The 20,478-nt window shown below is 60.1% G+C and carries 15 protein-coding genes and 7 pseudogenes; 13 read left to right on the plus strand and 9 right to left on the minus strand.

The window, feature by feature from the left end; translation table 11 throughout:
- Window positions 1-607 precede the first annotated feature (607 nt).
- The 4 genes from HB777_38040 to HB777_38055 all read right to left on the minus strand — a co-directional run bounded on the left by HB777_38040 (window position 608) and on the right by HB777_38055 (window position 3,143).
- Window positions 608-1,300 carry an SMC-Scp complex subunit ScpB gene (locus tag HB777_38040; protein ID QND69461.1) on the minus strand — a complete coding sequence of 231 codons (693 nt, stop codon included), beginning with the start codon at window positions 1,298-1,300 and terminating at the stop codon, window positions 608-610.
- A gap of 5 nt (window positions 1,301-1,305) precedes the next feature.
- A complete protein-coding gene (locus HB777_38045) occupies window positions 1,306-2,352 on the minus strand; it encodes a DUF1403 family protein (protein ID QND69462.1) in 1,047 nt (348 codons plus the stop codon).
- A 118-nt stretch (window positions 2,353-2,470) separates the two neighbouring features.
- The gene (locus HB777_38050) at window positions 2,471-2,794 is read right to left on the minus strand and encodes a DNA-binding transcriptional regulator (protein QND69463.1); all 324 of its coding nucleotides are present in this window, start codon (window positions 2,792-2,794) and stop codon (window positions 2,471-2,473) included.
- Window positions 2,784-3,143 (minus strand): type II toxin-antitoxin system RelE/ParE family toxin, encoded by a 360-nt coding sequence (locus HB777_38055; GenBank protein QND69464.1) that lies wholly within the window; start codon window positions 3,141-3,143, stop codon window positions 2,784-2,786. Before HB777_38055 ends, HB777_38050 begins: the two co-directional genes overlap by 11 nt.
- A 257-nt stretch (window positions 3,144-3,400) precedes the next feature.
- On the opposite strand from HB777_38055, the gene HB777_38060 reads away from it, so the two are divergent.
- The gene (locus HB777_38060) at window positions 3,401-4,666 is read left to right on the plus strand and encodes a site-specific integrase (GenBank protein QND69465.1); all 1,266 of its coding nucleotides are present in this window, start codon (window positions 3,401-3,403) and stop codon (window positions 4,664-4,666) included.
- 165 nt (window positions 4,667-4,831) lie between these two features.
- Window positions 4,832-5,935, plus strand: coding sequence for a Fic family protein (locus HB777_38065; protein QND69749.1), 1,104 nt, complete (start codon window positions 4,832-4,834; stop codon window positions 5,933-5,935).
- Between the two features lie 362 nt (window positions 5,936-6,297).
- On the opposite strand, the pseudogene HB777_38070 reads toward HB777_38065, so the two are convergent.
- Window positions 6,298-6,568: pseudogene (locus tag HB777_38070) on the minus strand (DNA-binding transcriptional regulator).
- On the opposite strand from HB777_38070, the gene HB777_38075 reads away from it, so the two are divergent.
- On the plus strand, window positions 6,480-6,725 hold the full coding sequence (locus HB777_38075) for a hypothetical protein (GenBank protein ID QND69330.1): 246 nt from the start codon (window positions 6,480-6,482) through the stop codon (window positions 6,723-6,725). The pseudogene HB777_38070 and the gene HB777_38075 sit on opposite strands and share 89 nt — an antisense overlap.
- A 15-nt stretch (window positions 6,726-6,740) precedes the next feature.
- On the opposite strand, the gene HB777_38080 is transcribed toward HB777_38075, so the two are convergent.
- Window positions 6,741-7,013, minus strand: a complete 273-nt coding sequence (locus HB777_38080; protein ID QND69331.1) for a nucleotidyl transferase AbiEii/AbiGii toxin family protein — start codon at window positions 7,011-7,013, stop codon at window positions 6,741-6,743.
- 571 nt (window positions 7,014-7,584) lie between these two features.
- Between HB777_38080 and repA the strand changes: the two genes are divergently transcribed.
- The 6 genes and pseudogenes from repA (at window position 7,585) to HB777_38110 (ending at window position 14,050) form a co-directional block, all read left to right on the plus strand.
- A complete protein-coding gene (gene repA, locus HB777_38085) occupies window positions 7,585-8,790 on the plus strand; it encodes a plasmid partitioning protein RepA (protein QND69466.1) in 1,206 nt (401 codons plus the stop codon).
- Between the two features lie 75 nt (window positions 8,791-8,865).
- Complete coding sequence (gene repB / locus HB777_38090) at window positions 8,866-9,867, plus strand: plasmid partitioning protein RepB (protein QND69467.1); 1,002 nt, start codon at window positions 8,866-8,868, stop codon at window positions 9,865-9,867.
- 156 nt (window positions 9,868-10,023) lie between these two features.
- Entirely contained in the window at window positions 10,024-11,229 is a 1,206-nt protein-coding gene (locus tag HB777_38095) for a replication initiation protein RepC (protein ID QND69468.1), read from the plus strand.
- Between the two features lie 121 nt (window positions 11,230-11,350).
- Window positions 11,351-11,619: pseudogene (locus tag HB777_38100) on the plus strand (type II toxin-antitoxin system Phd/YefM family antitoxin).
- A 793-nt stretch (window positions 11,620-12,412) separates the two neighbouring features.
- Window positions 12,413-13,374, plus strand: a pseudogene (locus tag HB777_38105) (DUF1403 family protein).
- A gap of 4 nt (window positions 13,375-13,378) precedes the next feature.
- On the plus strand, window positions 13,379-14,050 hold the full coding sequence (locus tag HB777_38110; protein QND69469.1) for an SMC-Scp complex subunit ScpB: 672 nt from the start codon (window positions 13,379-13,381) through the stop codon (window positions 14,048-14,050).
- A 51-nt stretch (window positions 14,051-14,101) separates the two neighbouring features.
- Here HB777_38110 and HB777_38115 read toward each other — a convergent pair.
- Window positions 14,102-15,588: pseudogene (locus HB777_38115) on the minus strand (DUF5623 domain-containg protein).
- Window positions 15,589-16,225: 637 nt separating this feature from the next.
- Between HB777_38115 and HB777_38120 the strand changes: the two are divergent.
- A pseudogene (locus HB777_38120) lies at window positions 16,226-16,907 on the plus strand (XRE family transcriptional regulator).
- Between the two features lie 145 nt (window positions 16,908-17,052).
- Here the strand turns inward: HB777_38120 and HB777_38125 are convergent.
- Window positions 17,053-17,186, minus strand: a pseudogene (locus tag HB777_38125) (alanine dehydrogenase).
- Window positions 17,179-17,331 (minus strand): annotated as a pseudogene (locus HB777_38130) (nucleotidyl transferase AbiEii/AbiGii toxin family protein). The pseudogenes HB777_38125 and HB777_38130 overlap by 8 nt, the downstream one beginning before the upstream one ends.
- A 421-nt stretch (window positions 17,332-17,752) precedes the next feature.
- Between HB777_38130 and HB777_38135 the strand changes: the two are divergent.
- From HB777_38135 to HB777_38145, 3 genes are all read left to right on the plus strand, one after another.
- Window positions 17,753-18,196 (plus strand): ASCH domain-containing protein, encoded by a 444-nt coding sequence (locus tag HB777_38135; GenBank protein QND69470.1) that lies wholly within the window; start codon window positions 17,753-17,755, stop codon window positions 18,194-18,196.
- On the plus strand, window positions 18,193-18,684 hold the full coding sequence (locus tag HB777_38140; protein QND69471.1) for a hypothetical protein: 492 nt from the start codon (window positions 18,193-18,195) through the stop codon (window positions 18,682-18,684). The genes HB777_38135 and HB777_38140 overlap by 4 nt, the downstream gene beginning before the upstream one ends.
- Window positions 18,685-18,838: 154 nt before the next feature.
- On the plus strand, window positions 18,839-20,467 hold the full coding sequence (locus HB777_38145) for an IS1634 family transposase (protein QND69472.1): 1,629 nt from the start codon (window positions 18,839-18,841) through the stop codon (window positions 20,465-20,467).
- Window positions 20,468-20,478 lie beyond the last annotated feature (11 nt).

The following is a 20,478-nucleotide window of genomic DNA, read 5'->3' on the forward strand; positions in this document are numbered from 1 at the left end:
GGCGGGCGCACGCTGACCTTCCTTGGCTCCGCGGCTATCTCGAACAGGAGTTGGTGCCGCTACGCTCTAAACTCCAGGCCACGAAAGCACTGGGCTGGAAAACGCCCGCTGAGGCGCTTGACGAGTGGTTGCGGTAGGTCAAACAGATTGGTGTTGCGACGACCGGCCTGAATCCGCCCAATTTTCGTGCGCTGCCCATTCCGGTCTTCTCAACCTGCACGGCACCCAGCCAAGCATGAGCCGCGTTGGCACTAGGACAATGCCGAGGCGGAAAACTTCATGAAAACACTGAAGCAGGACGTAGTGCAGGTCCTCAAGCGCCTCCTTCGGGGTTCTCTTCCCCAAGGTTGCAGGCTAGGCCTGAGTCCAGGAACGCCCTAAGATCGAAAAGTCGGGCAACCGAAAGGCGCGGAACGTCAGTGGTCTTGACCGATGCGACCGCTGGATCGATCATCCAGGCATATTTCCCCCACCATTTTCTAGGCAACGCCCCACGCCCGACAGCGTCTCCTCACGTCATCTCGCGAACCCCGAGTCGTAGATCACGTTGAGGACGCCGCGAACTGCGGCCGCCGGCCAGGCAGCGTATTATTCATCAGTGCCGACGCTAAGCATGCTCTTCCTCGTCGTCGGATAATCCTGGCATGATATCACCTGCGAGTAGCTTCTCCTTCGAGAGCAGTCCAGCGTCCTCGAGGGCTTCGCAATCCGGCAAGTCGCGCAGCGTGTCGAGCCCGAACTCCAGCAGGAATTCTTTTGTCGTCACGTAGGTGTAGGGAGCGCCCGGCGTCGGGCTACGCGGACCAGAAGCGATCAGCTTCGCGCCGCGCAGATGGCCGATCAGGTCGCGAGAAATCTCTTTCCCAAAAAAGCTCGACAGTTCTCCACGCGTGATCGGCTGGAAATAGGCGATACACATCAGCACCAGCACGTCCGACTGCGTCAGGTCGACGGCACGCCCGTTGCCGCCGCCGGCCGTGCCAAATGCACTGCGGATGGCGTCGGCATAGGCCGGTCGTGTCAGGTGCCGAAAACCGCCGGCGACGGCGACCAGATCATAAGGCCGGCCGCGCAGCTCCTCGCGGATGTCGTCGATGAGAAGGTCGATGCTGCAGCTTTTGCCGACGATGCGGCCGAGCGTTTCGCGGTTGACCGGTTCGCTCGCGGCAAAGATCGTTGCCTCGACGCGGTTCATCCACTCGCGCCAGCGCGCCTCCGGCGGCAGGTGATCCAGCTCCCGATCAACCGGCATTCGCTGGACATCTCTTTCTTCTCGTATGCGTCGTGTCGCTTCCGCCATCGTCTTCACAGTCCGTAGATGCGGAAGGTTGGCCGGCCGGACAGTTCACGCACGGCGCCCAACTCGACCAGCCGGTCGAACAGGCGGCGCAGGCCGCGGTCACTCATCCCGGTCTTTTTGTCCCCGCGCGATGCCACGAGCGCGTCGTCGGACAGGAGTCTTTCGACGACCATGTCCGCCGCCTTGGCCCGGAGTTTTGGAGCGACCACAAGCAGCCGCTCCGCGCGGCGCTCGAGCTCGGCGGAAAGATCAATTGCACGCAACGCGGCGCGCGCCTGTGCGGCAAGCAGACTTTTGGCCAAATCGGCTTCCGTCTCGGCACCCGCAGCCTGGTCGGCAGTCGCCGGTCGACGCGGCCGGCCCTTACCCACTCCCAAAGCCTTCTCCGCACCCAGCAAAGGCACCGCATGCGCCCAACCCAGCCGCTGCGCCAGCAGGGCGTCGGCGAGCCAGGCTCCAAGGGCGCGCCCGAAACCGTGGCGTTCGGCGGCCATGAATGCGCCGGTCAGCATTCCGACCATTCCGGTGCTGGCAGAAAGCCGTCGAAGCTCATCCGCCAGATCGCTGACTGCCTCGTCGTCGCGGGCGTAACCGAACTCTTCCAACATCGCGGCGAGACTTCTCTTCGTGAGAAGCTCCTCGGCGGGCCGGGCTGCCAGCCGGCGCCAGGCGAGCAGCAAAAGACCGGCGGGCCCGACGGACAAAAAATCGCCCGGTCGCGTGAGCAGCACGGCGTCGCGCAATTGGCTTTCATCCTCGACGCGACCGACCTGCTTTGCCGTGACCGCGGCCGCCGCAAGCGCCAGGCGCTGCCGCCAAGCGCCAGCCCACCGCTGCTGCCGACGGACCACCGCATCGAGCGCGCCAATGGTGGCGCCTGCGGCGAGCGCGACGTCCTCAAGGGCATTTGGCCCTGCGCCTTTTCCCGCAAGGCTTTGCGCATCCGGGATGGCCCGGCGCAGCCAGGCCGGGACGGGGACTGCCGGAGTGATGGCGGCCGCGCCAAGAAGCGTGCCGGGGTGGCGCGAGAGAGATGTGGGCCGCAGAATCATCGGAAGTAGCATGGATCATCGCGGCGCTTGTCGCAATCGGAATGAGCAATAACCGCCGCGCCTGTCGTGGATAAATAACGATTGATAATCTTGCATTATCGCTCGTTTGGAAAAAGGACTACTGCAGCACCTGCAAACCGTGCTTTTCGACCACCGACAGAAGCTTCAGCGCCAGCCCGCTCGGCCGCTTGGCGCCGGTCTCCCACTTCTGCACCGTCGATTCGGACGTGTTGAGATAGCGCGCGAACACCGGCTGGCTGACGTGATTGCGCTCGCGCAGCGCCTTGATCTTCTTGGCGTCGAATATCGTCGGCCGGGAAAGGCAGGCTTCGTCGAAGGAGCGCAGGGTCTGCATGTCGACCGTGCCGGCGCGCACCATGCCTTCCACCGCGCTGTGGATCGCCTCGAAGGCGTCGCTCTTGAATTTTCGTTTAATCGTCATCGCCAATCTCCATCAAAGCTCCAGCAGTCAATTCCGCGTCCAGATCCACGGTGGATTTGCGCCGGTAGAGCGCGGCCAGATCGCGAAACGCACGCAATTCGTCATCATCGATGTTCGCCCTGTCCTGTTTAGCGAACAGATAGACGTAAACCCAAAACTCGCCGCTCCTGGCGAGCAGGATCGATCGGAAGCGATTGTCGCCGAGCCGTTTTTTGAAAACGCCTCCGCCGAGATCGTCCGCCTTGCCCTGCGCGGCCTCCCTGGCTGCCCGCGTAAGCGCTGCATCCGAAAGCCGTGCCTTGCGCGCCGCCTTGGCGAACCATGCTGCCTTGAATATTCGATCCGGCATGACGAAAGATAGCACTTGGTGCTATGGTATTCAAGGGATGTCGCAACGGTTGTCGAGCGACGCCAGCCTCCGGATCACGACTTCCCTTGCAACCGCCTCATCCAAGGTGGCATCATCAATCGTGTCCCTGTCGGGTCCGTGAACCACAGCGGCCTCGCTGTAAAATGTTACGAAAAATCCGCTAATTCGGCTAGAATCCGGCAATGAATCCAAAATCTGATTCGTTCGAGATCAATGAATTGCCGCCCGTTGATGGAATGCGAACGACAGCCCAAGACGTCGAGCAGAAGCCCAAAATTTACACCCGGAATAACTCCGGGGCGTCCCACAGCACAACGCTGAATGTCGAGATTTCCGCCTCACAGGCCTGGACTGAGCCGTCAGCGCCGATTGCCCGCGACGGTCTCGACAGCGGCGGTCTCGACAACGAGTTGCCGGACATTATCGATCTCGTCATGGCAATGGGACGGCCGGTCGACGGCACCTCGGACTGGACGCCCTCCCCTCCCCTGTCGTCCACCGCGCCAAATCGCCTGCCGGCACACGTGGACCAGCTCGCCGACCGCGCCCGCGACTATGTCGAGGCGGCAAGTTCGGCCAACACGCGCCGCGCCTACGCCGCCGACTGGAAGCATTTTTGCGCCTGGGCACGCCGCCAGAATCTAGAGGTGTTTCCGCCTGGCCCACAGACCGTCGGCCTCTACATCACCGCCTGCGCATCCGGCAAGGTAACGGGGGACAAGAAGCCGAACTCCGTGGCGACAATCGAGCGCCGTCTCTCCTCCCTATCCTGGAACTATACGCAGCGTGGCCAGCCGCTCGACCGCAAGGACCGCCATATCGCCACTGTGCTCGCCGGCATTCGCAACAGCCACGCACAGCCGCCACGGCAGAAGGAGGCGCTTCTTCCCGAGGATCTGATCGCGATGCTGGAGACCCTCGACCGCGGCACCCTGCGCGGCCTGCGTGATCGCGCCATGTTGCTGCTTGGCTTCGCTGGCGGCCTGCGTCGCTCGGAAATAGTCGGCCTCGATGTTGGCCGCGATCAGACCGAAGATTCTTCGGGCTGGATCGAGAGTTTTGACAAAGGCATGCTGGTGACGCTGCGGGGAAAGACCGGCTGGCGCGAAGTCGAGATCGGCCGCGGCTCCTCCGACGCCACCTGCCCGGTGGTCGCCCTGCAGACCTGGTTGAAACTCGCTCGTATCGCGCACGGACCGCTGTTCCGCCGTGTCACAGGCCACGGCAAAGCGGTTGGAGCCGAGCGTCTCAACGACCAGGAAGTTGCACGGCTGGTCAAGCGCACCGCGCTGGCCGCGGGCGTTCGTGGCGATCTGTCGGAAGGCGAGCGCGGGACCAAATTCTCTGGGCATTCGCTGCGCGCCGGCCTCGCTTCCTCGGCCGAGGTCGATGAGCGATACGTGCAGAAGCAGCTCGGCCATGCTTCCGCGGAAATGACCCGTCGCTATCAGCGCCGGCGCGACAGGTTTCGGATCAACCTCACCAAGGCAAGCGGGCTGTAAACGCCCCTTTGGAGGGAGCCGCCGCTAATAACCTCCGTTTGCGCGATCGCCTTGCTGCTATCACAATATGTCGATAGATTACGGTTCTATCGACATGATTTGACAATGTGTCGATGCCAACGACATATCAACCCCGACATGTCGATCGAACAGGGAACCATCGACATGACGTTTCAGGCCGACCGGCCTTACAATGACCTCCCTCCCCTGCCCCCAAAGGAGGATGTTGAAACGAAGTCCGTGCTCAAGGCCTGCATAGCGGCGCGCGCGGCCCTAGCAGAACTCAGGATATCGGGTCAGCATATTCCGAACCAAGCAGTCCTCATCAACTCTATCCCGCTCTTAGAAGCCCAGGCAAGTTCCGAAATAGAGAACATCGTCACGACGACGGACCGCTTGTTTCGCTTCGCCAATGAAGCCGGAAATCTCGCTGATGCTGCCACGAAGGAGGCGCTGCGCTACCGCACCGCGCTCAATCAGGGCTTCCGAACTCTGCAAGAGCGTCCTGTGACGACATCAACGGCGGTCGCGGTGTGCCGCACCATCAAGGGCGTCGAACTCGACATTCGGTCGACGCCCGGCACGGCCCTGGTCAACCAGGCGACGGGTGCGGTTGTCTACACCCCGCCCGAGGGACAGAACCTCCTGCGCGACAAGCTGGCGAACTGGGAGCGCTACATCCATGAGGCCGAGGACATCGATCCGTTGATCCGCCTCGCCGTGATGCACTACCAATTCGAGGCCATCCATCCGTTTATCGACGGCAATGGCAGAACCGGCCGCGTGCTGAATCTGCTCTATCTGGTTGACAAGGGCCTCCTGGACATCCCGGTGCTCTATCTAAGCCGCTATATCATCCGAAACAAAGGAGCCTACTACGATCGCCTTCTCGCCGTGACGACGGAGGGCGCGTGGGAAAGTTGGATCCTCTACATGCTCGCCGCGGTAACGGAGACTGCAGGCTGGTCAACTGCCCGTATACGTGCGATCCGCGACCTGCTCGACCAGACCGCCGAGCGCTTGCGCCGAGACCTCCCGAAAATCTACTCCCGAGAGCTTGCCGAGATAATCTTCGTCAATCCGTACTGCCGGATCGGCGACCTGGTTTCATCCGGCATAGCGAAACGACAGGCGGCATCGGTCTATCTAAAGACCCTCGTCGACAATGGCCTGTTGCAAGAAGTCAAGGCTGGTCGCGAGAACCTCTATATCAATCCGGCCTTGCTGGCGCTTCTCACCGAGCGCGAGCCGGCGCAAGGCGGCCGGTGAAGCCCTCACCTTCCTACCGGCACTAAACCGCCCGTCGTGCATCTCGCCCTCATCCGAAGAGGACCGTTTGATTGCCCTGGTTTCCGGCATATCTGAAACGTGCCTGGGCTTTTTCGTTCGCCACATTGCCGCTAAAATTGTTCATCCGAGGTCACCGTTGGCCATGGCCAGGCAGGATCCTCGCCGGCCGCCTCCTCTTTTCGGGCGCGTTCCTGCAAGAGCTGGCATGCCGACACCCGCCATTCGTGCCCCTCTTTGGTTACCCACATTTTCATCCGGTCACCCTACCGGTACGGTTGGGGCTTGAGCGGCTACTGCAGCACCTGCGATCCGTGCTTTTCAACCACCCACAGAAGCTTCTGCTACAGCCCGCTCGGCCGCTTGGCGCACCGGTCTCCCACTTCTGCACCGTCGATTGCGACGTGTTGAGATAGCGCGCGAACACCGGCTGGCTGACGTGATTGCGCTCGGGCAGCGCCTTGATCTTCTTTGCGACGCATAACGTCGGCCGGAACAGGCAGGCTTCGTCGAAGGAAGGGTCTGCTTGTCGACCGTGCCGGCGCGCACCATGCCTTCCATCGCGCTGTGGACCGCCTCGAAGGCGTCGCTCTTGAATTTTCGTCTAATCGTCATCGCCTATCTCCATCAAAGCTCCAGCATTCAACTCCGCGTCCAGATCCACGTTTGGGTTTACGTCTATCTGTTCGCCAAACAGGACAGGGCGAACATAATGATGCCGAATTGCGTGCATTTCACTGGATTAGCGCCGGTAAGCGCCCCCCAAGGCTAGTCAGATGGCATCGTTTCAAAGTGCAGGTGGGGTTCTGGATGGGTCGATGAAACCGAGCAATTGAGGGTCGTCGAGGAAAATATCGATGTCGTGGCTTTCGCGATGGCCGATCTGTATCATCATCGCCATTCCGCCACCAAATGACCTTTCGAAGTCGTGGCCGCCGGCATTCTGGCGAAGCTGGTCGATTAGGTCAGATAGTGGGGCGACCAAGCTGGAAATCGGGCAGGCCGGCCAAGAGACACCGCCGACCGCCATCAGCCAGAACGTATCGCCGACTTCGTGCATCCGTTCCAGAGGCGGTCTGCAATGAGAGAAAGGCGCACCCTTCGCATCCATTGCGATTGCGTCCGCTCACCGACCGGTCGGGGCACGCTCGACATCTGAAGGCCGTGGAGCGTTCGATTATCTTACTTTGATAGCTATACATCATCCGAAATTAGGTCGGCCAGTTCGGCAGTTGAAAGGGTGGACGACCGCGCAAGTTCGCCTCCCGCTGAAGTTCGGCCCTCAGGTCGGCCCAGCACCGTTCCTATCTTGCACAGAGGGCATAACGTCAACCACGGAACCGGAATCGTGCCCCGACCGTTAAACTTGACAGCCGTGCAAATCGGATAATTGTGCCATCATTTCAATGGTGTAGACGTCCGAATGTCATGCCAAGCTCGTGCTGCCTTTATGGCTTGCGACAACGGTCCCAACAGCTCACAGATGCAATTTTAGATTATGCTTTCGAGGCGAGAACGCCCGTTAACCTCCTGTTAGCTAAAAACTTCTTGCTGGATTGTCCGAATCGGGCATTAATCACGCTTGAAGTGACAATCATGTCAGAAAAGCGTTATTCTGGAAATTGCCGAGTATGAATTTGATGCCCGATCACGACTTGGAGTTCGATTTCGACGAGGAGATTCTCGAACAGGGAGAGCTTATCTCGGACAAATTGAACATGCTGCGGCTTGAGCAGTATCCACCAAATGCGATGAAGGGGCTACGGCAATTTTCCTCGGTCGAAGTCGCGGATTTTCTGGGCGTCACCCAGAATCATATTAAAAAGCTGCATCTCGAAGGCAAGGGCCCCGCACCTGAGGTTTCCAATTCGGGTCGTCGTTCATACACTGCTCTGCAGATGCTCGAGTTGCGTCAATACCTCGACAAGCACGGTCGTTCGGACTTCAAGCGCTATGTTCCTCACCGCCGTCAAGGTGACACATTGCAAGTCATCTCCGTCGTCAATTTCAAGGGTGGCTCCGGCAAGACAACAACAGCTGCCCATCTAGCTCAATACCTCGCTCTGACAGGGCATCGCGTTCTCGCAATTGACCTTGATCCGCAGGCTTCCCTGTCAGCTCTGCATGGCATTCAGCCTGAACTCGACAAGAATCCCTCGCTTTATGAGGCACTTCGATACGACGAGCACAAAAAATCAATCAAGGAGATTATTCGGCCGACCAATTTCCCGGGTTTGGACATCGTGCCTGCCAATCTTGAACTGCAGGAATACGAGTACGACACTCCACTAGCCGCTTCTAGCAAGAATTCACCAGAAGGGCGCTTGTTCTTCACGCGCATTTCTGCGGCGCTCAAGGAAGTTGACGATCGCTATGACGTGATTGTCATAGATTGCCCACCGCAACTCGGTTACCTAACGCTCACATCTCTGACAGCTTCGACGTCAGTGATTATTACCGTGCACCCGCAGATGCTCGATGTGATGTCGATGTCTCAGTTCTTGCTCATGCTCGGTGGCATCCTGCAGTCCATCAAGGGGGCTGGGGCAGCGGTGAAGCTGAAGTGGTTCCGTTATCTCGTGACTCGATATGAGCCGACCGATGGTCCCCAGGCCCAGATGGTTGGTTTCCTGCAAGCACTTTTCAACAAGCGCATGCTCAAGAACCAAATGGTGAAGACTACGGCCATCTCAGACGCGGGCATCACGAAACAGACACTTTACGAGGTCGAGAAAAGCCAATTCACGCGAACAACATATGAGCGGGCGATTGAAAGTCTGAACGCGGTCAATTCCGAGATTACATCACTTATTCATAAGGCATGGGGGCGGAAGTGACCATTTTGACAGCCGTGCAGAACGGCAGTTTTGGAAGCAATTTCAAAAAGATGAGAGCAGGTCTGAGAGGACAGAATGGCTAGAAAGGACCTTCTGGCAAGCGTAACCGCGTCACTTACTCGGGAACAGCCAGTGCATTCGGCATCGCAGGCTAGGTCTGACTACGCCAAGCGTGGCGCGTCGCGTTCGATGATGCAGTCACTGGACGAACTGGCCGAGAATTCAGTGCGGATGCTCGACGGAGAAACCGTGGTGGCGATTGACCCCAAGGATCTCGATGGTTCGTTCATTGCTGATCGTATAGGGGAGGATGACGCAGAATACCTACAGCTCAGACAAGCCATTCGTACATCTGGCCAGTCGACACCGATCCTTGTGCGACCGCACCCCCATGATATAGGCCGCTACATGATTGTATTTGGCCATCGACGGGCAAAGGTCGCCCGCGATCTCGGCATTAATGTCCGAGCGGTCGTGAAGCGCTTGGCTGACATTGAGCATGTCATCGCACAGGGCCAAGAAAATACTGCTCGAGCCGACCTGTCGTTTATCGAGAAGTCGTTGTTCGCACGGAAGTTGATTGAGAGCGGTATGACGAAGGATACTGTCAAATCAGCCCTTACGGTCGATGACACGCTGCTGTCTCGTATGCTGTCGGTCGCTGAGACGGTTCCCGAAGCGGTGCTGAGTGTCGTTGGGGCCGCAAAGGGTGTTGGCAGGGATCGTTGGGAAGAACTCAAAAAACTAGTTCAGATTCCAGCCAATGCTACCAAAGCGATCGAGTACGTTCGAACCGAGGAGTTTGCAGCAGGTCAGGTGAAGGACGAAGTCTTCAACCTGCTCCTCAGTCATCTGAAATCATCCAAGACACCCAAGAAGCCAAAGGTTGCCCTCGCACCCAAAGCCTGGGCTCCTGCCGACAGATCACTGAGCGTTGCGATTAGAGGGACGCCAAAGAAAGCTTCGATAATAGTCGAGGCAGCTTACGGTCTCCATTTTGCTGAGTTCATAGCAGGCCAACTGGACGGTCTTTATGAGGCCTACAGGAAGCAGGAAAAGGAAACCAAGGGAGACTAAAACCGCAAAAGAAAAAGGCCCCCGACGGCGAACCGTGGAAGCCCTTCTCGATCTTTAGCAAGCCGAGAATCTCATTTCTGCGAATCAGTGTCAAGCGTTTTAAGCGTCGATTCGGCGGACGGATTTCTTTTGCCTAATTGAAGGCGAAGGGAAGAAATGGAGACTGGTATTGCAACGACGCCCTTTGGGCGGCGGCCGATGTCGCTTGCCATGCTGGCAGCGCGAAACGATTCACGTGAAATCCCTAAGGGCAGGGTTGTCGACAAGTGGCAGATCTACCGCAACCTCTGCGAAGGCAAGAGCATCGTCGGTATCGGCGATCGCGCTCTGGCCGTCCTGAATGCGCTGCTATCATTCTATCCTGACAGCGAGCTGAGTGAGGAAAACGGCCTCATCGTCTTTCCCTCGAACGCCCAACTGTCGCTCAGGGCGCACGGAATGCCCGAGCCCACAGTCAGGCGACACCTGGCGGCTCTTGTTGACTGCGGGCTAATCATCCGTCGGGACAGCCCGAACGGCAAGCGCTACGCCCGCAAGGGCCGGGGAGGGGAGATAGAGGAAGCATTCGGCTTCTCCTTGGCACCTCTGCTAGCCCGTGCTTGCGAGTTTGAGGCGGCGGCGGAGCGTGTTCGTGCCGACAACCGGGCGCTCAGGCTCATGCGCGAGCGGATCACCTTGCACCGCCGTGACATCCACAAGCTCATCGAGGCCGCCCTTGAAGAGCACGTTCCGGGCGGCTGGGGAGGCTTGTGGAAGCGCTTCCGCAGCGTTGTGGAGGCAATTCCGCGCCGAGCCTGCATTGCGGAGCTGGAACCGATCGTAGCCGATCTTGCCGTATTGCATGACGATGTGGATAAGCTGCTGGAAACTCATATGAAATCCACGAATCCGAGCGGCAATGACTCTCAAAGCGAGCGGCAGCAATCTGATTCAAATACCGACTCTACTTTTGAATTTGAACCTGCTTTAGAGAAAAGCGGGGCGACGGCCGAGCCCAGAACGAGGACCGCAGAGGCGCCGAAAACATACCCGCTGGGGATGGTGCTGAAGGCCTGCCCCGAAATTGCGGATTATGCCGTCGACGGGATCAGCAATTGGCGCGATCTCATGATAACCGCCGCCCAGGTGCGGGGATATCTGGGTGTTTCGCCGTCAGCGTATGAGGAAGCCTGCCATGCGATGGGTCAGGAGACCGCGGCGATGGTGATCGCCTGTATCCTGCAACGTGCTCAGCACATCAATTCCGCCGGCGGCTATCTTCGGGCGCTGACTGATAAGGCCAGGGTAGGGACTTTTTCGGTCGGGCCGATGCTGATGGCGGCGCTCAAGGCCAACGGCGCCACAGCAAGGATGACGGGATGATGATCGCCAAATCCCGCAGCTTATCGCTTTGTGCCCAGCTCAAGCGCGTATTACGATGGCCGGCTGATACCTGTGGAAAGCCCGGAAAACCCATGTCTTCCGGAAGAAAAGAGTTCAGCCGATGACCACCACCGTCACCGTCACCGCCGTCTCGAAAACCTTCGGCGCCTATCAGGATGCCGCGGTCCGCGACCCTGTCATCATCACCCAGAACGGCGGCCTCGCACCGTGCTGCTGGCTTACGAAGATTTTGTCCGGCTGTCGAAGCGCGACCGCCGGGTCGATCTGACCGCGGAACTCAGCGCCGACGAGATCGCCGCTGTCGAAGCCGTCGAAATGGAGTCGGGCCTTGACCATCTCAACGGCGAGCTTCTTCCGGCAAAGGTCTGACAGCAAAAAATGCTGCCGGCTGAAATCAAGGTCGGTCATGTCTTCCGCTATTCGTATCTCTGGCACTGGCAACACCGCGAGCGGCGCCAGCAAGCCGACACAAGGACCGGCAATGCCTGGTGCTAGTGCTGGTCGCCATGTAGGAGGACGGCCCCCGGTCGTCCACGTCCTGCCGATCACCCGTACACCACCGTCCAATCCCGATGATGCCATCGAGATGCCGGCCGCGGTCAAGCGCTTGCGGCTGACGGTGAGCGGGCGGATCGGTTTGAGTGTGCCAACGTCGAGACAGTCGAAATGGTACATTTCGAGATAGGCGGTCGGCGTCGGATTCGGATGGAAGGACGCCCTCCGGCTATTTCCAGCGCTAGGAGTGTGGTCTTGCCAAACCTGACGCGGTCCGAGCAGCGCTACGGCGGCCAGCGATTCCGTAAGTTCGGTCGTGGCGCGGCGCCCAGTTATCCTAGCAATTGTGGAGTGCGACTCCTATTTTGCAAGGAAGAATCGATGCTCACGCCGCGTCGCTGCTGCGGTCGAGCGTCCCAGCATGGCGGACAGATCATCCGGCAGCACCGCCTCTTCTGTGGCGGGGCGGCGTGTTTGTTGCCGTCGCGGTATGCTTGCTCTTGCCCAACGCGCATTTCCGGGTTTTGATCGACGAGAGAGAGCATCTCCTCTACAAGGATTAAAACGAAAGGCTACGGTTTATCGTTCGTTTTTAACTGTCGACGGGCGCGGCGGCTTTAGGCCATTTTCGTTGCCAGAAGCGCCGCGATGATTCATGCTGTCGACGATGATTCTGCGCCCGAAACTGCTTCGCCATGCACCTGTGGCCCTCACCGGTGCAGCCCCGGCTGCGCTGGCCACTCCCGTCCCGACCTGGCTGCGCGCCGTGGCGGCCGGTCCGGACTCGAGCGAAGACGCTGCGTTTGCCGCGGCTGCGGCGCTGACCGCCCTCGATGCGGTGGTGCGCCGGCAGGAGAGATGGGCCGGCGCCTGGCGGCAGCGCCTGGCACTCGGGGCAGCGGCGGCAACGGCCAAACGCGCCGGCCGGGTCGAGGACGAGGCGGCGCTGCGTGACGCGCTGCTGCTCACCCGTCCCGGCGACGACGTTGGACCCGCCGGCCGTATGCTGCTTGCCTGGCGAACGCTGGCATCGCGTCCAGTCGCGACGTTGGTCAGCGAGGGGGTATTGGTCGATGTCGCCGCGGATCTGGGGAGCGCGCTTGACGTGGGGGCGGCCGGTCAAATCGGTGACGAAATCCAGGCGATCGCTGGCGCGGTCGGTAATGCAGTCGCTGGCGCGGTCGACGCGATGGCCGTGCTCGAGCGTCATCACAGTCGCGCCACGCGTGAGCTTGGACCGTGGCTTGCGGACGCTGTTCTGGCCGACCGGCTAGGGTGGACGCATGCGCTGCCCCTGTTCGGCTTGCACCCGGTGGCGGGCGGTCGTCGGTCACCCCATGCCGGACGGGAATCCGGGCAGGCGTCCCGGCAACGCATTTGGGCGGCTTATGCGCAGGCGGCGCTGCAGGCGATGGATCTTGCGGCCGAGCTCGGCCGCCGCGCCGACCGCCTGCTGGCTGTCGCCCCAAAGCTGCGGGCGAAAGGGGCGGACACTGTCGTCGAGAAGCTGCTTTCCGACGACGCGATCGTCGCATCCTCAAAGATCGCCGCCTGTTCGACCGGCTGATCGAACTTGGCGCCGTGCGCGAGCTGTCCGGTCGTCCGACCTTCCGCATCTACGGGCTGTGAGACCATGGAGCAGGCGAGGGGGAAAAGGGCGAAGGAGCAATCAGATGGTCACCTGTTCGACCGCGAACTGGATCACCTGCCGCCAGAAGTACGTTGGCGCGAATGGATGAACCGCGTCGAAGCAACCATCTTCGCCGCCAGCGAACCGGTCAGCCGCGAGGTGCTTACCCGCATCGTCGGCAAGACCTGCAGCATCGACCTCTTGATCGACGACATCCGCGAGGAGCTGCGGGGCCGGCCTTACGATCTGGTCGCGGTCGCCAGCGGCTGGAAGCACCTGACGCGGCCGGCCTATGCCGACGCCATCCGTACCGCCGTCGGCTCTGGCGAACGCGCCGTCGACCTCACGCAATCCGAAGTGCTGGTCTTGATGTGCATCGCCTTCTTTCAGCCGATCACGCGCGCCGAACTCTCGTCATTCTTCGGCAAGGAGATCAGCCGCGACCTGATCGGCAATTTGCGCTCCTTCGGCCTGATCGCCTCAGGCCCGCGAAGCCCGACGCCCGGCGCCCCCTATACCTATGTGACGACGAAACAGTTCCTGCTGGAATTCGGGCTTGAAACCTTGCGCGATCTTCCCGACTTCGAGGCTCTCGAGGATGCGGGGCTGCTGTCGAAGGAAAAGCTTCTGGCGGGCGACATCATGCCGGGGTTTTTCCGCCCCCGGCGAGAATGATGCCGACGTCGACGAATAGAGCGCCTGTGCCTGGCCGGACGACCGCCATCGTCACCGCAACTTCTCGAGCGATATGACGGCGAGATCGATTTTTCCCACGAGGTCCCTCAACGGCGCACAATCCGGATAGTGTTGCATCAGGATGGACTGTGCGAGGCGGAGGTCCTCGATGTGTTGTTCACCCGCTTTTGACGTTCCTCCGGCGGAATTCTCTCCGTAGTAGAGGTCGAAAAACACCTCATCGGGCATGGCCGCCCGATCGTGTTCGCATTGAACCCAGTCATCAAGCTCGCTTCGGACTGCATCAACGCGCTTGTAGACGCCCGCGCGCGCTCGCATGTCGGTCAGCACACCCTTCAGCAGGGTGCCTATCCTGGCATGCGCGTCCACGGGCATCGCCGCCTTAGGGCGCCGGCGCCGCATGCCGCTGAGCGGCAGCCGGTACTCGACAGTGGTATTGGGACCGCGTGGCGCGGTAGCCTTTCGTTGAACATTTCTCGCGAGCTTCGCCTCGGCTTTAGCCTTCTCTCCCGGAGTCACAAAAGGAGCGCGACCGTCGATGGCGACCCGGTCACAATTCGCGGGCACGATCGGTGAAGGGCCTTTGGAAAGCGCCTTGAGAAGCCCATCAAGCGAATATCCCTTCGACGCATCGGCATACAGGTAAAGTTCACAGCTTCCCGGATAGTACATTCCCGGCCATTCCGGCCTTGCGAGCACCAGTTGTGTCGCCGCGCCCAGGCGTCCCGCTCTTTCGACGCAACACTCCTTGCGTAAGGTTCGTCGGCCCCGACGTGATGTTTTGCGACGGGATCGTACCAGCCACTTCCATGATCACGTCCAGGCAGGCGGGCCAGATATTCCGCTCCGGGTTCGACGTGTGCCTTGGATGGCTGCAGGCCCGTGATGTCCATGAACTGCAGTACCCTCGCAGCTCCGCAAGCGATGTCCAAAGCCGCGCTCGCAGAGTCTGGTCGATGCCCATCGACCACATGGTCTGAGGCACGACGCCGGAAACGACCGAGCTTATGAGCATATCGATACTGAGACGGCTTGATCAGTTCATCAAGCGGCTTTGAAATGAATACCCGGATAGTCTCACGGCCGGATGTTCGTGACCATCTTCCCAGAAGGTGGAGATATAGACCACATTCCGCGCCAGGCTGGCTTCCGCTGAACGATCGCCCAACGATCGGCGTGCATGCTGAAAATTGCCAAAGCCCGATACTTTAGATGCCGTGTCAAGGGCTTCGCTGTGCGAGATTGCATCTCGCTTTGAGATAGCCTTGGCAAGGCGCTTTATGCCCTCAATCGAGGACGGCTGAACATCTGTCTTGGACATGCCAGTTCTCCTGGCTCGTTGGGAAGTGTCGCCCGTCAACCACCTCGCGAGCCCGAACATGACATGAACGGGAGCGTCAGAATCGGCAGTGCTGTCAACAGCTTCGCAACGACGGGCGGCGCGCTCCTGCCAGAAGCACCGCATCGCAGAATACAATTGATTTCTTTTCGTGAGAAGTCTCTGGCCCACTGCCCAATCGAGCAAAGTGTCGAAGGTCACCGGGGCAGTGTTGCGAGCTATGCTGTGCGGATCGGGCGGGTGCCAATCGCATGGCCCGAGAGTTGGCCCAAGCAATTGGCGTGAGCAGCATACCGCCGTGGTGGGCGTTTCGACCTGACGACGCGCCACTGTCGCGTCCCGTTCTCATGGTCCGGCCGACAATCCTTTGCTGCCTACAGTGCACAATCCAAGATCCGAAGCGCCATACTGGTCGTGAGGGTGGGCCACGCGATGATGAGCGATGCCTTTTGAAACTTCGACGCGCCGCCATGCGCGAAAAAGCGCTTCGCCGAAATCTTCACGCGAAAGAGGAAACGTCTGGAGGTGACCGGCCGGAGCCGCAAAATGCCTGATCTACGATCTCGACTGGAATGAAGAAGAACGGCTGGCCAATGGCAGGACGTTATGGCCAGGACACGCGATCTGCCAGTCGTTCTGCGCTGCGCGATCCTGCTCGAGGCCTGATCGGACATGGAGGTGCTGCAGCATGCCGCCTGGCTTAGGCCACCGCTCGTGGTCGCACTGCTACGGCGGGAAGGTCTTGCCGCGCACCTATCTAACTTGACGAACTTGCGCTCTGTAACCATATTGGTGACAGCACGGGGGTGTCATCCATGGCCGCTCCAAAACGCAGCAACCATAGCGGGACCAGATCCCGTGCGGGAGTCGCCGGCCTGAGCTTTACCACGAAGCTGCCGGCACAGGCAGACTTCGAGAAGGTGTTGCTCGAACGCTATCAGGAAGCGATCGCACGCAGCCGCAAGATCGGCCATCGCGTATCATTCCGGGTAGAGGTCGATCCGGGCGCTGATGCGCAGACGATCACTCCGGTCGAAAAGCAATCGATCGCTTCAGACGATACTTTTCCCGTCGAGGACACGGGCAAGCCGGAGGGTGAACTTGAAGCGGCGCTTGCAGCGGCGCGCGAACGTGGCCGCAAGCGCGTCGCCGAAATTGTCGCCGGGGAAGACATGCTCAGTGCTGAAGCCTTCGCCAAGTTGCTAGGCACGTCGCGGGTGACAGTCAACGCCAAGCGACAGAGTGGGCAGGTGCTCGGGATCGATGGCGCCAAGCGCGGCTTTCGCTTTCCTGTGTGGCAGCTCGACAAGGTCGGTCGTCCCTTCGGCGCAGGCGCTCCATGCCATGTTGGGCAATAGTGCCTGGGCCGTCTATCGGTTTCTGGCGTCGCGCCATGGCGCCCTCGATGGGCGGACGGGTCTTAGAGCCCTTCAGCAGGGCGACGATGCCGCGGTGCTGGCCGCGGCCGAAGGTATGGCCAGGGGCGATTTCGACTGAATGCCGGGCGTTCCACCTCCTCCCGATTTCGGGCGTGCAAAGCTCGAAATCGAGACCATATCGCCGGGTCGGACATTCGGCCGGATCTACCGGAGCACCTATCCCAATCCGTTGGGGTACGGGAAGCCGCTGTGTGGTTCCTAGTGAGGCCATTGCCCAGATGGTCGTCGTCGACCAGCGCCTTCAGCCCCTTGTCGGCGAGCTGCAGGCAATAATGCAGCATTGCGTTGTTGAGGGCGTGGCCGAGGTGACCGGCACCGCGCCTGGCATGTTCGTGATAGAGCGCATAGAGCGTCCAGCAGACCCAGAAGTCCTTTTCGACATTACCGACCGGGGCACCAATGCGATTGGCCGTGGCGAGGAACAGGTCGAGCCGGTCACGTGGCGGCGCTGCGATGATTTGGCGGTAGGCGTCGGTGCTCATGATTTGCCCTCGTGCCGAGCGTCTAGGCTGAGGAGTTCGCGCAGGAACTCCTGCATCCAGATCGGCACAGCGGAGAGACCAGCGCGCAGATCCTCGCGGATCGGCATCGCGCCTTTTCTCAGTCGCTAACCCAAACTCTGCCTCGACTTGAAAGCGGTCGTTCTCACAACTGCAACAGCGGCAGCCAAGCGCCCTTTTTTGTGATGATTCCATGAGCCATTCCTCTGCCAGACTACGGCCTTTGGGTTACAGATAGGCAAGTGCGACCCCTGCTGCCTCGGCGTTTCTTCCGGGTTTGCGAACCGCAATATCGGAAGCCGATCGGCGGTGACCTCCGTCGCCGATTTGGATCAATCAGCGGTTCACAATTTGTTTCGCGTAGGATAATGCCGATCGTGAGAAATTTTGCGATCGTCAAAGAATGAACAATCTTGACCTGTTCCGCCACGACTTCGTTCTGAGCATCAAGCCAGAGTACGCTACCAAGATTGTAAGCGGTCAGAAGAAAGTCGAACTGAGGCGTCGATTTCCGTATGGGACGGTCACCGGCGCAGTCATGTACATTTATGCGTCGGCTCCCATCCAAGCGGTGATCGGCTACGCCACGATCTCTACCGTGGAAGAACTCCCGGTCGAGAGCATATGGGCGAACTATAATGACGTAGCGTTCATCGAGCGCGATGACTTCGATGCATACTATGCTGAGAGGACGTCCGGCTTCGTAATCAAGCTCCAGGATCCGGTCGCCGTCACGGAACCCGTCCCCCTATCCATACTCAAGGAACGTCTCGGCTTTACGCCACCACAGTCATTCGCCTATGCCGACGACGCTTTCCGTCAGCTGATCCGAGGTTCCGAGAGATGAAGCTGCTCATCGACACCAATGTCATCATCCAGCTCGAGGATGCGAAGGAGATCAAGGCTCAATTCGCCGACCTGCAGCGCAAATGCCAGGAGCACGGAATTTCCGTCTTCGTGCATGAAGCCTCTTTGGAAGATATCGAACGCGACCCCGACAAGGATCGAAGGAGGGTCACTCTCTCTAAGGTCAAGAAGTTTCGGCAATTGAAGGGCGTTCACGTTCCTTCCGAGGGGGAACTGGCAAGGCTCTACGGCAAGCTGCCGAAGCCGAATGACGTTTGCGACGCTAAGATGCTGCACGCGGTCGCGGATGGTGTCGTGGAGCTATTCGTTACCGAGGACGACGGCATCCATCGACGTGCGAAGGCCGCCGGTCTCAGCGAACAGGTCCTGACAGTCGCTGACGCGGTCGCTTGGCTTAAGCAAGCGTACGAACCTGATCAGGTTTTCCTGCCCTCCGTCGAATACGCCAAAGCGTATAACCCGACTTGAACAGTTGGAGGTGAACGGATGGCGAACGCTGTCCGTTAAGCTATTGAATTCACTCGCCTTGAGTTTTCGGCGCGAGAATGTGTGGTAACAACATTTGATCTGCTAGCCGCATGTTGTATGGATTTTATGGCATTTATTCGCTAACAACGCTGGCATGTTTGTCGTTGAGAGAGTCGCGCGCGGCCACCGCTATCTTTACCTCGTGGAAAGTGTCCGCGACGGCAAAACCGTTCGCCAGCGCACGATAAAGGCGCTGGGCCGCAAGGATGCGCTGGTTGCCAGCGGCGAACTTGACAGATTGGCGGCCTCGATTGCGCGCCATGGCGAACGCAGCCTCATCCTGTCCGACATTGACGCGGGGCGAATTGCCTCTCGCCGCATCGGCGGTCCGCTGTTGTTCGGGCGGCTGTGGCAGCGGCTCGGGATCGGCGAGGTGCTGGAAGAGGTGCTGGAAGGGCGCCAGTTCGGCTTTGCGGTGGAACGGGCGGTGTTCGTTGGCACGCTGCATCGGCTGTTCGTCTCGGGCTCGGACCGCGACTGCGCGAACTGGATGGCCGATTATGGTATCGAGGGCGCCGAGGGTCTGGCGCTCCATCACTTTTACCGGGCAATGGCGTGGCTGGGCGAGGAACTCGGCGAAAAGGCGCAAGGCGCGCTGGTGGCGCGCTGCGTGAAAGACGCGATCGAGGAAAAGCTCTTCGCGCGCCGGCAGGACCTGTTCACCGACCTCAGCCTTGTGTTCATGGACACCACCTCGTTGTCCTTCTACGGCGCGGGCGGCGAGACGCTGGGCAAGCGCGGGCATTCCAAGGACTTCCGCCCCGATCTGGCGCAAATGATCCTGGCGCTGGTCGTTGATGCCGAGGGCCGGCCGATCTGCACCGAGATGGTGCCCGGCAACACCGCTGACGTGACCGTCCTGTTGCCGGTGGTCGATCGGCTGCGAACGCGCTTCGGCGTCACACGCGCCTGCGTTGTCGCCGATCGCGGCATGATCAGCGCCGATACCATCGCCGCGCTCGAAAAGCTGGGCATGGAATACATTCTGGGGGCCCGCGAACGCTCGAGCAGCGTGATCCACAACGTCGTGCTCAATGACACGGCACCGATGGTTCCGCTCGTTCTCGAGCGCCAGCGTGGTGAAACTCAGTTGTGGGTCAAAGAGGTCAAGGTCGGTAAAGACCGCTATATTGTCAGCCGCAATGACGCCGAGGCCGAGAAGGACAAGGCCGACCGCCAGGCGATCATCGCCGGCCTCGAGGCACAGCTCAAGAAGGGCGACAAGGCACTGGTCGGCAACTCGGCCTACCGGCGTTACCTCAAGGCCAGCGGCAAGAACTTCAAGATCGATGTCGGCAAGCTTGCCGAGGAAGCCCGGTACGACGGCATCACCGTGGTGCGGACCAACGCGAAGGTGACCCCGCTCCAGGCCGTGCTGCGGTATCGCGATTTGCTCGAGGTCGAGAGCCTGTTCCGCGCCGCCAAGGCAACCTTCAATACCCGGCCGATCTTCCACCAATCCGATGCCGCCATCCGCGGGCATGTGTTCTGCTCGTTCCTGGCGCTCGTACTCAGCAAGGAACTGCGCCGCCTCTGCCGGGCCAAAGGCCTGACGCCCGAATGGCAGCCGCTCCTACGCGATCTCGACCGCCTCCAGGAAGCCACCATCGAAAAGGATGGTCGCATCGTCACCACCAGAACCCACGTTACGGGCCAAGTGGGCAACGTCTTCAAGGCAGCTGGCATCGCTCTGCCACACAACCTCGACGAACAACTCGCCTGAGATCATCCCCA

Origin of the sequence: Mesorhizobium loti, assembly GCA_014189435.1 — a bacterium.
GTDB lineage: Bacteria > Pseudomonadota > Alphaproteobacteria > Rhizobiales > Rhizobiaceae > Mesorhizobium > Mesorhizobium loti_G.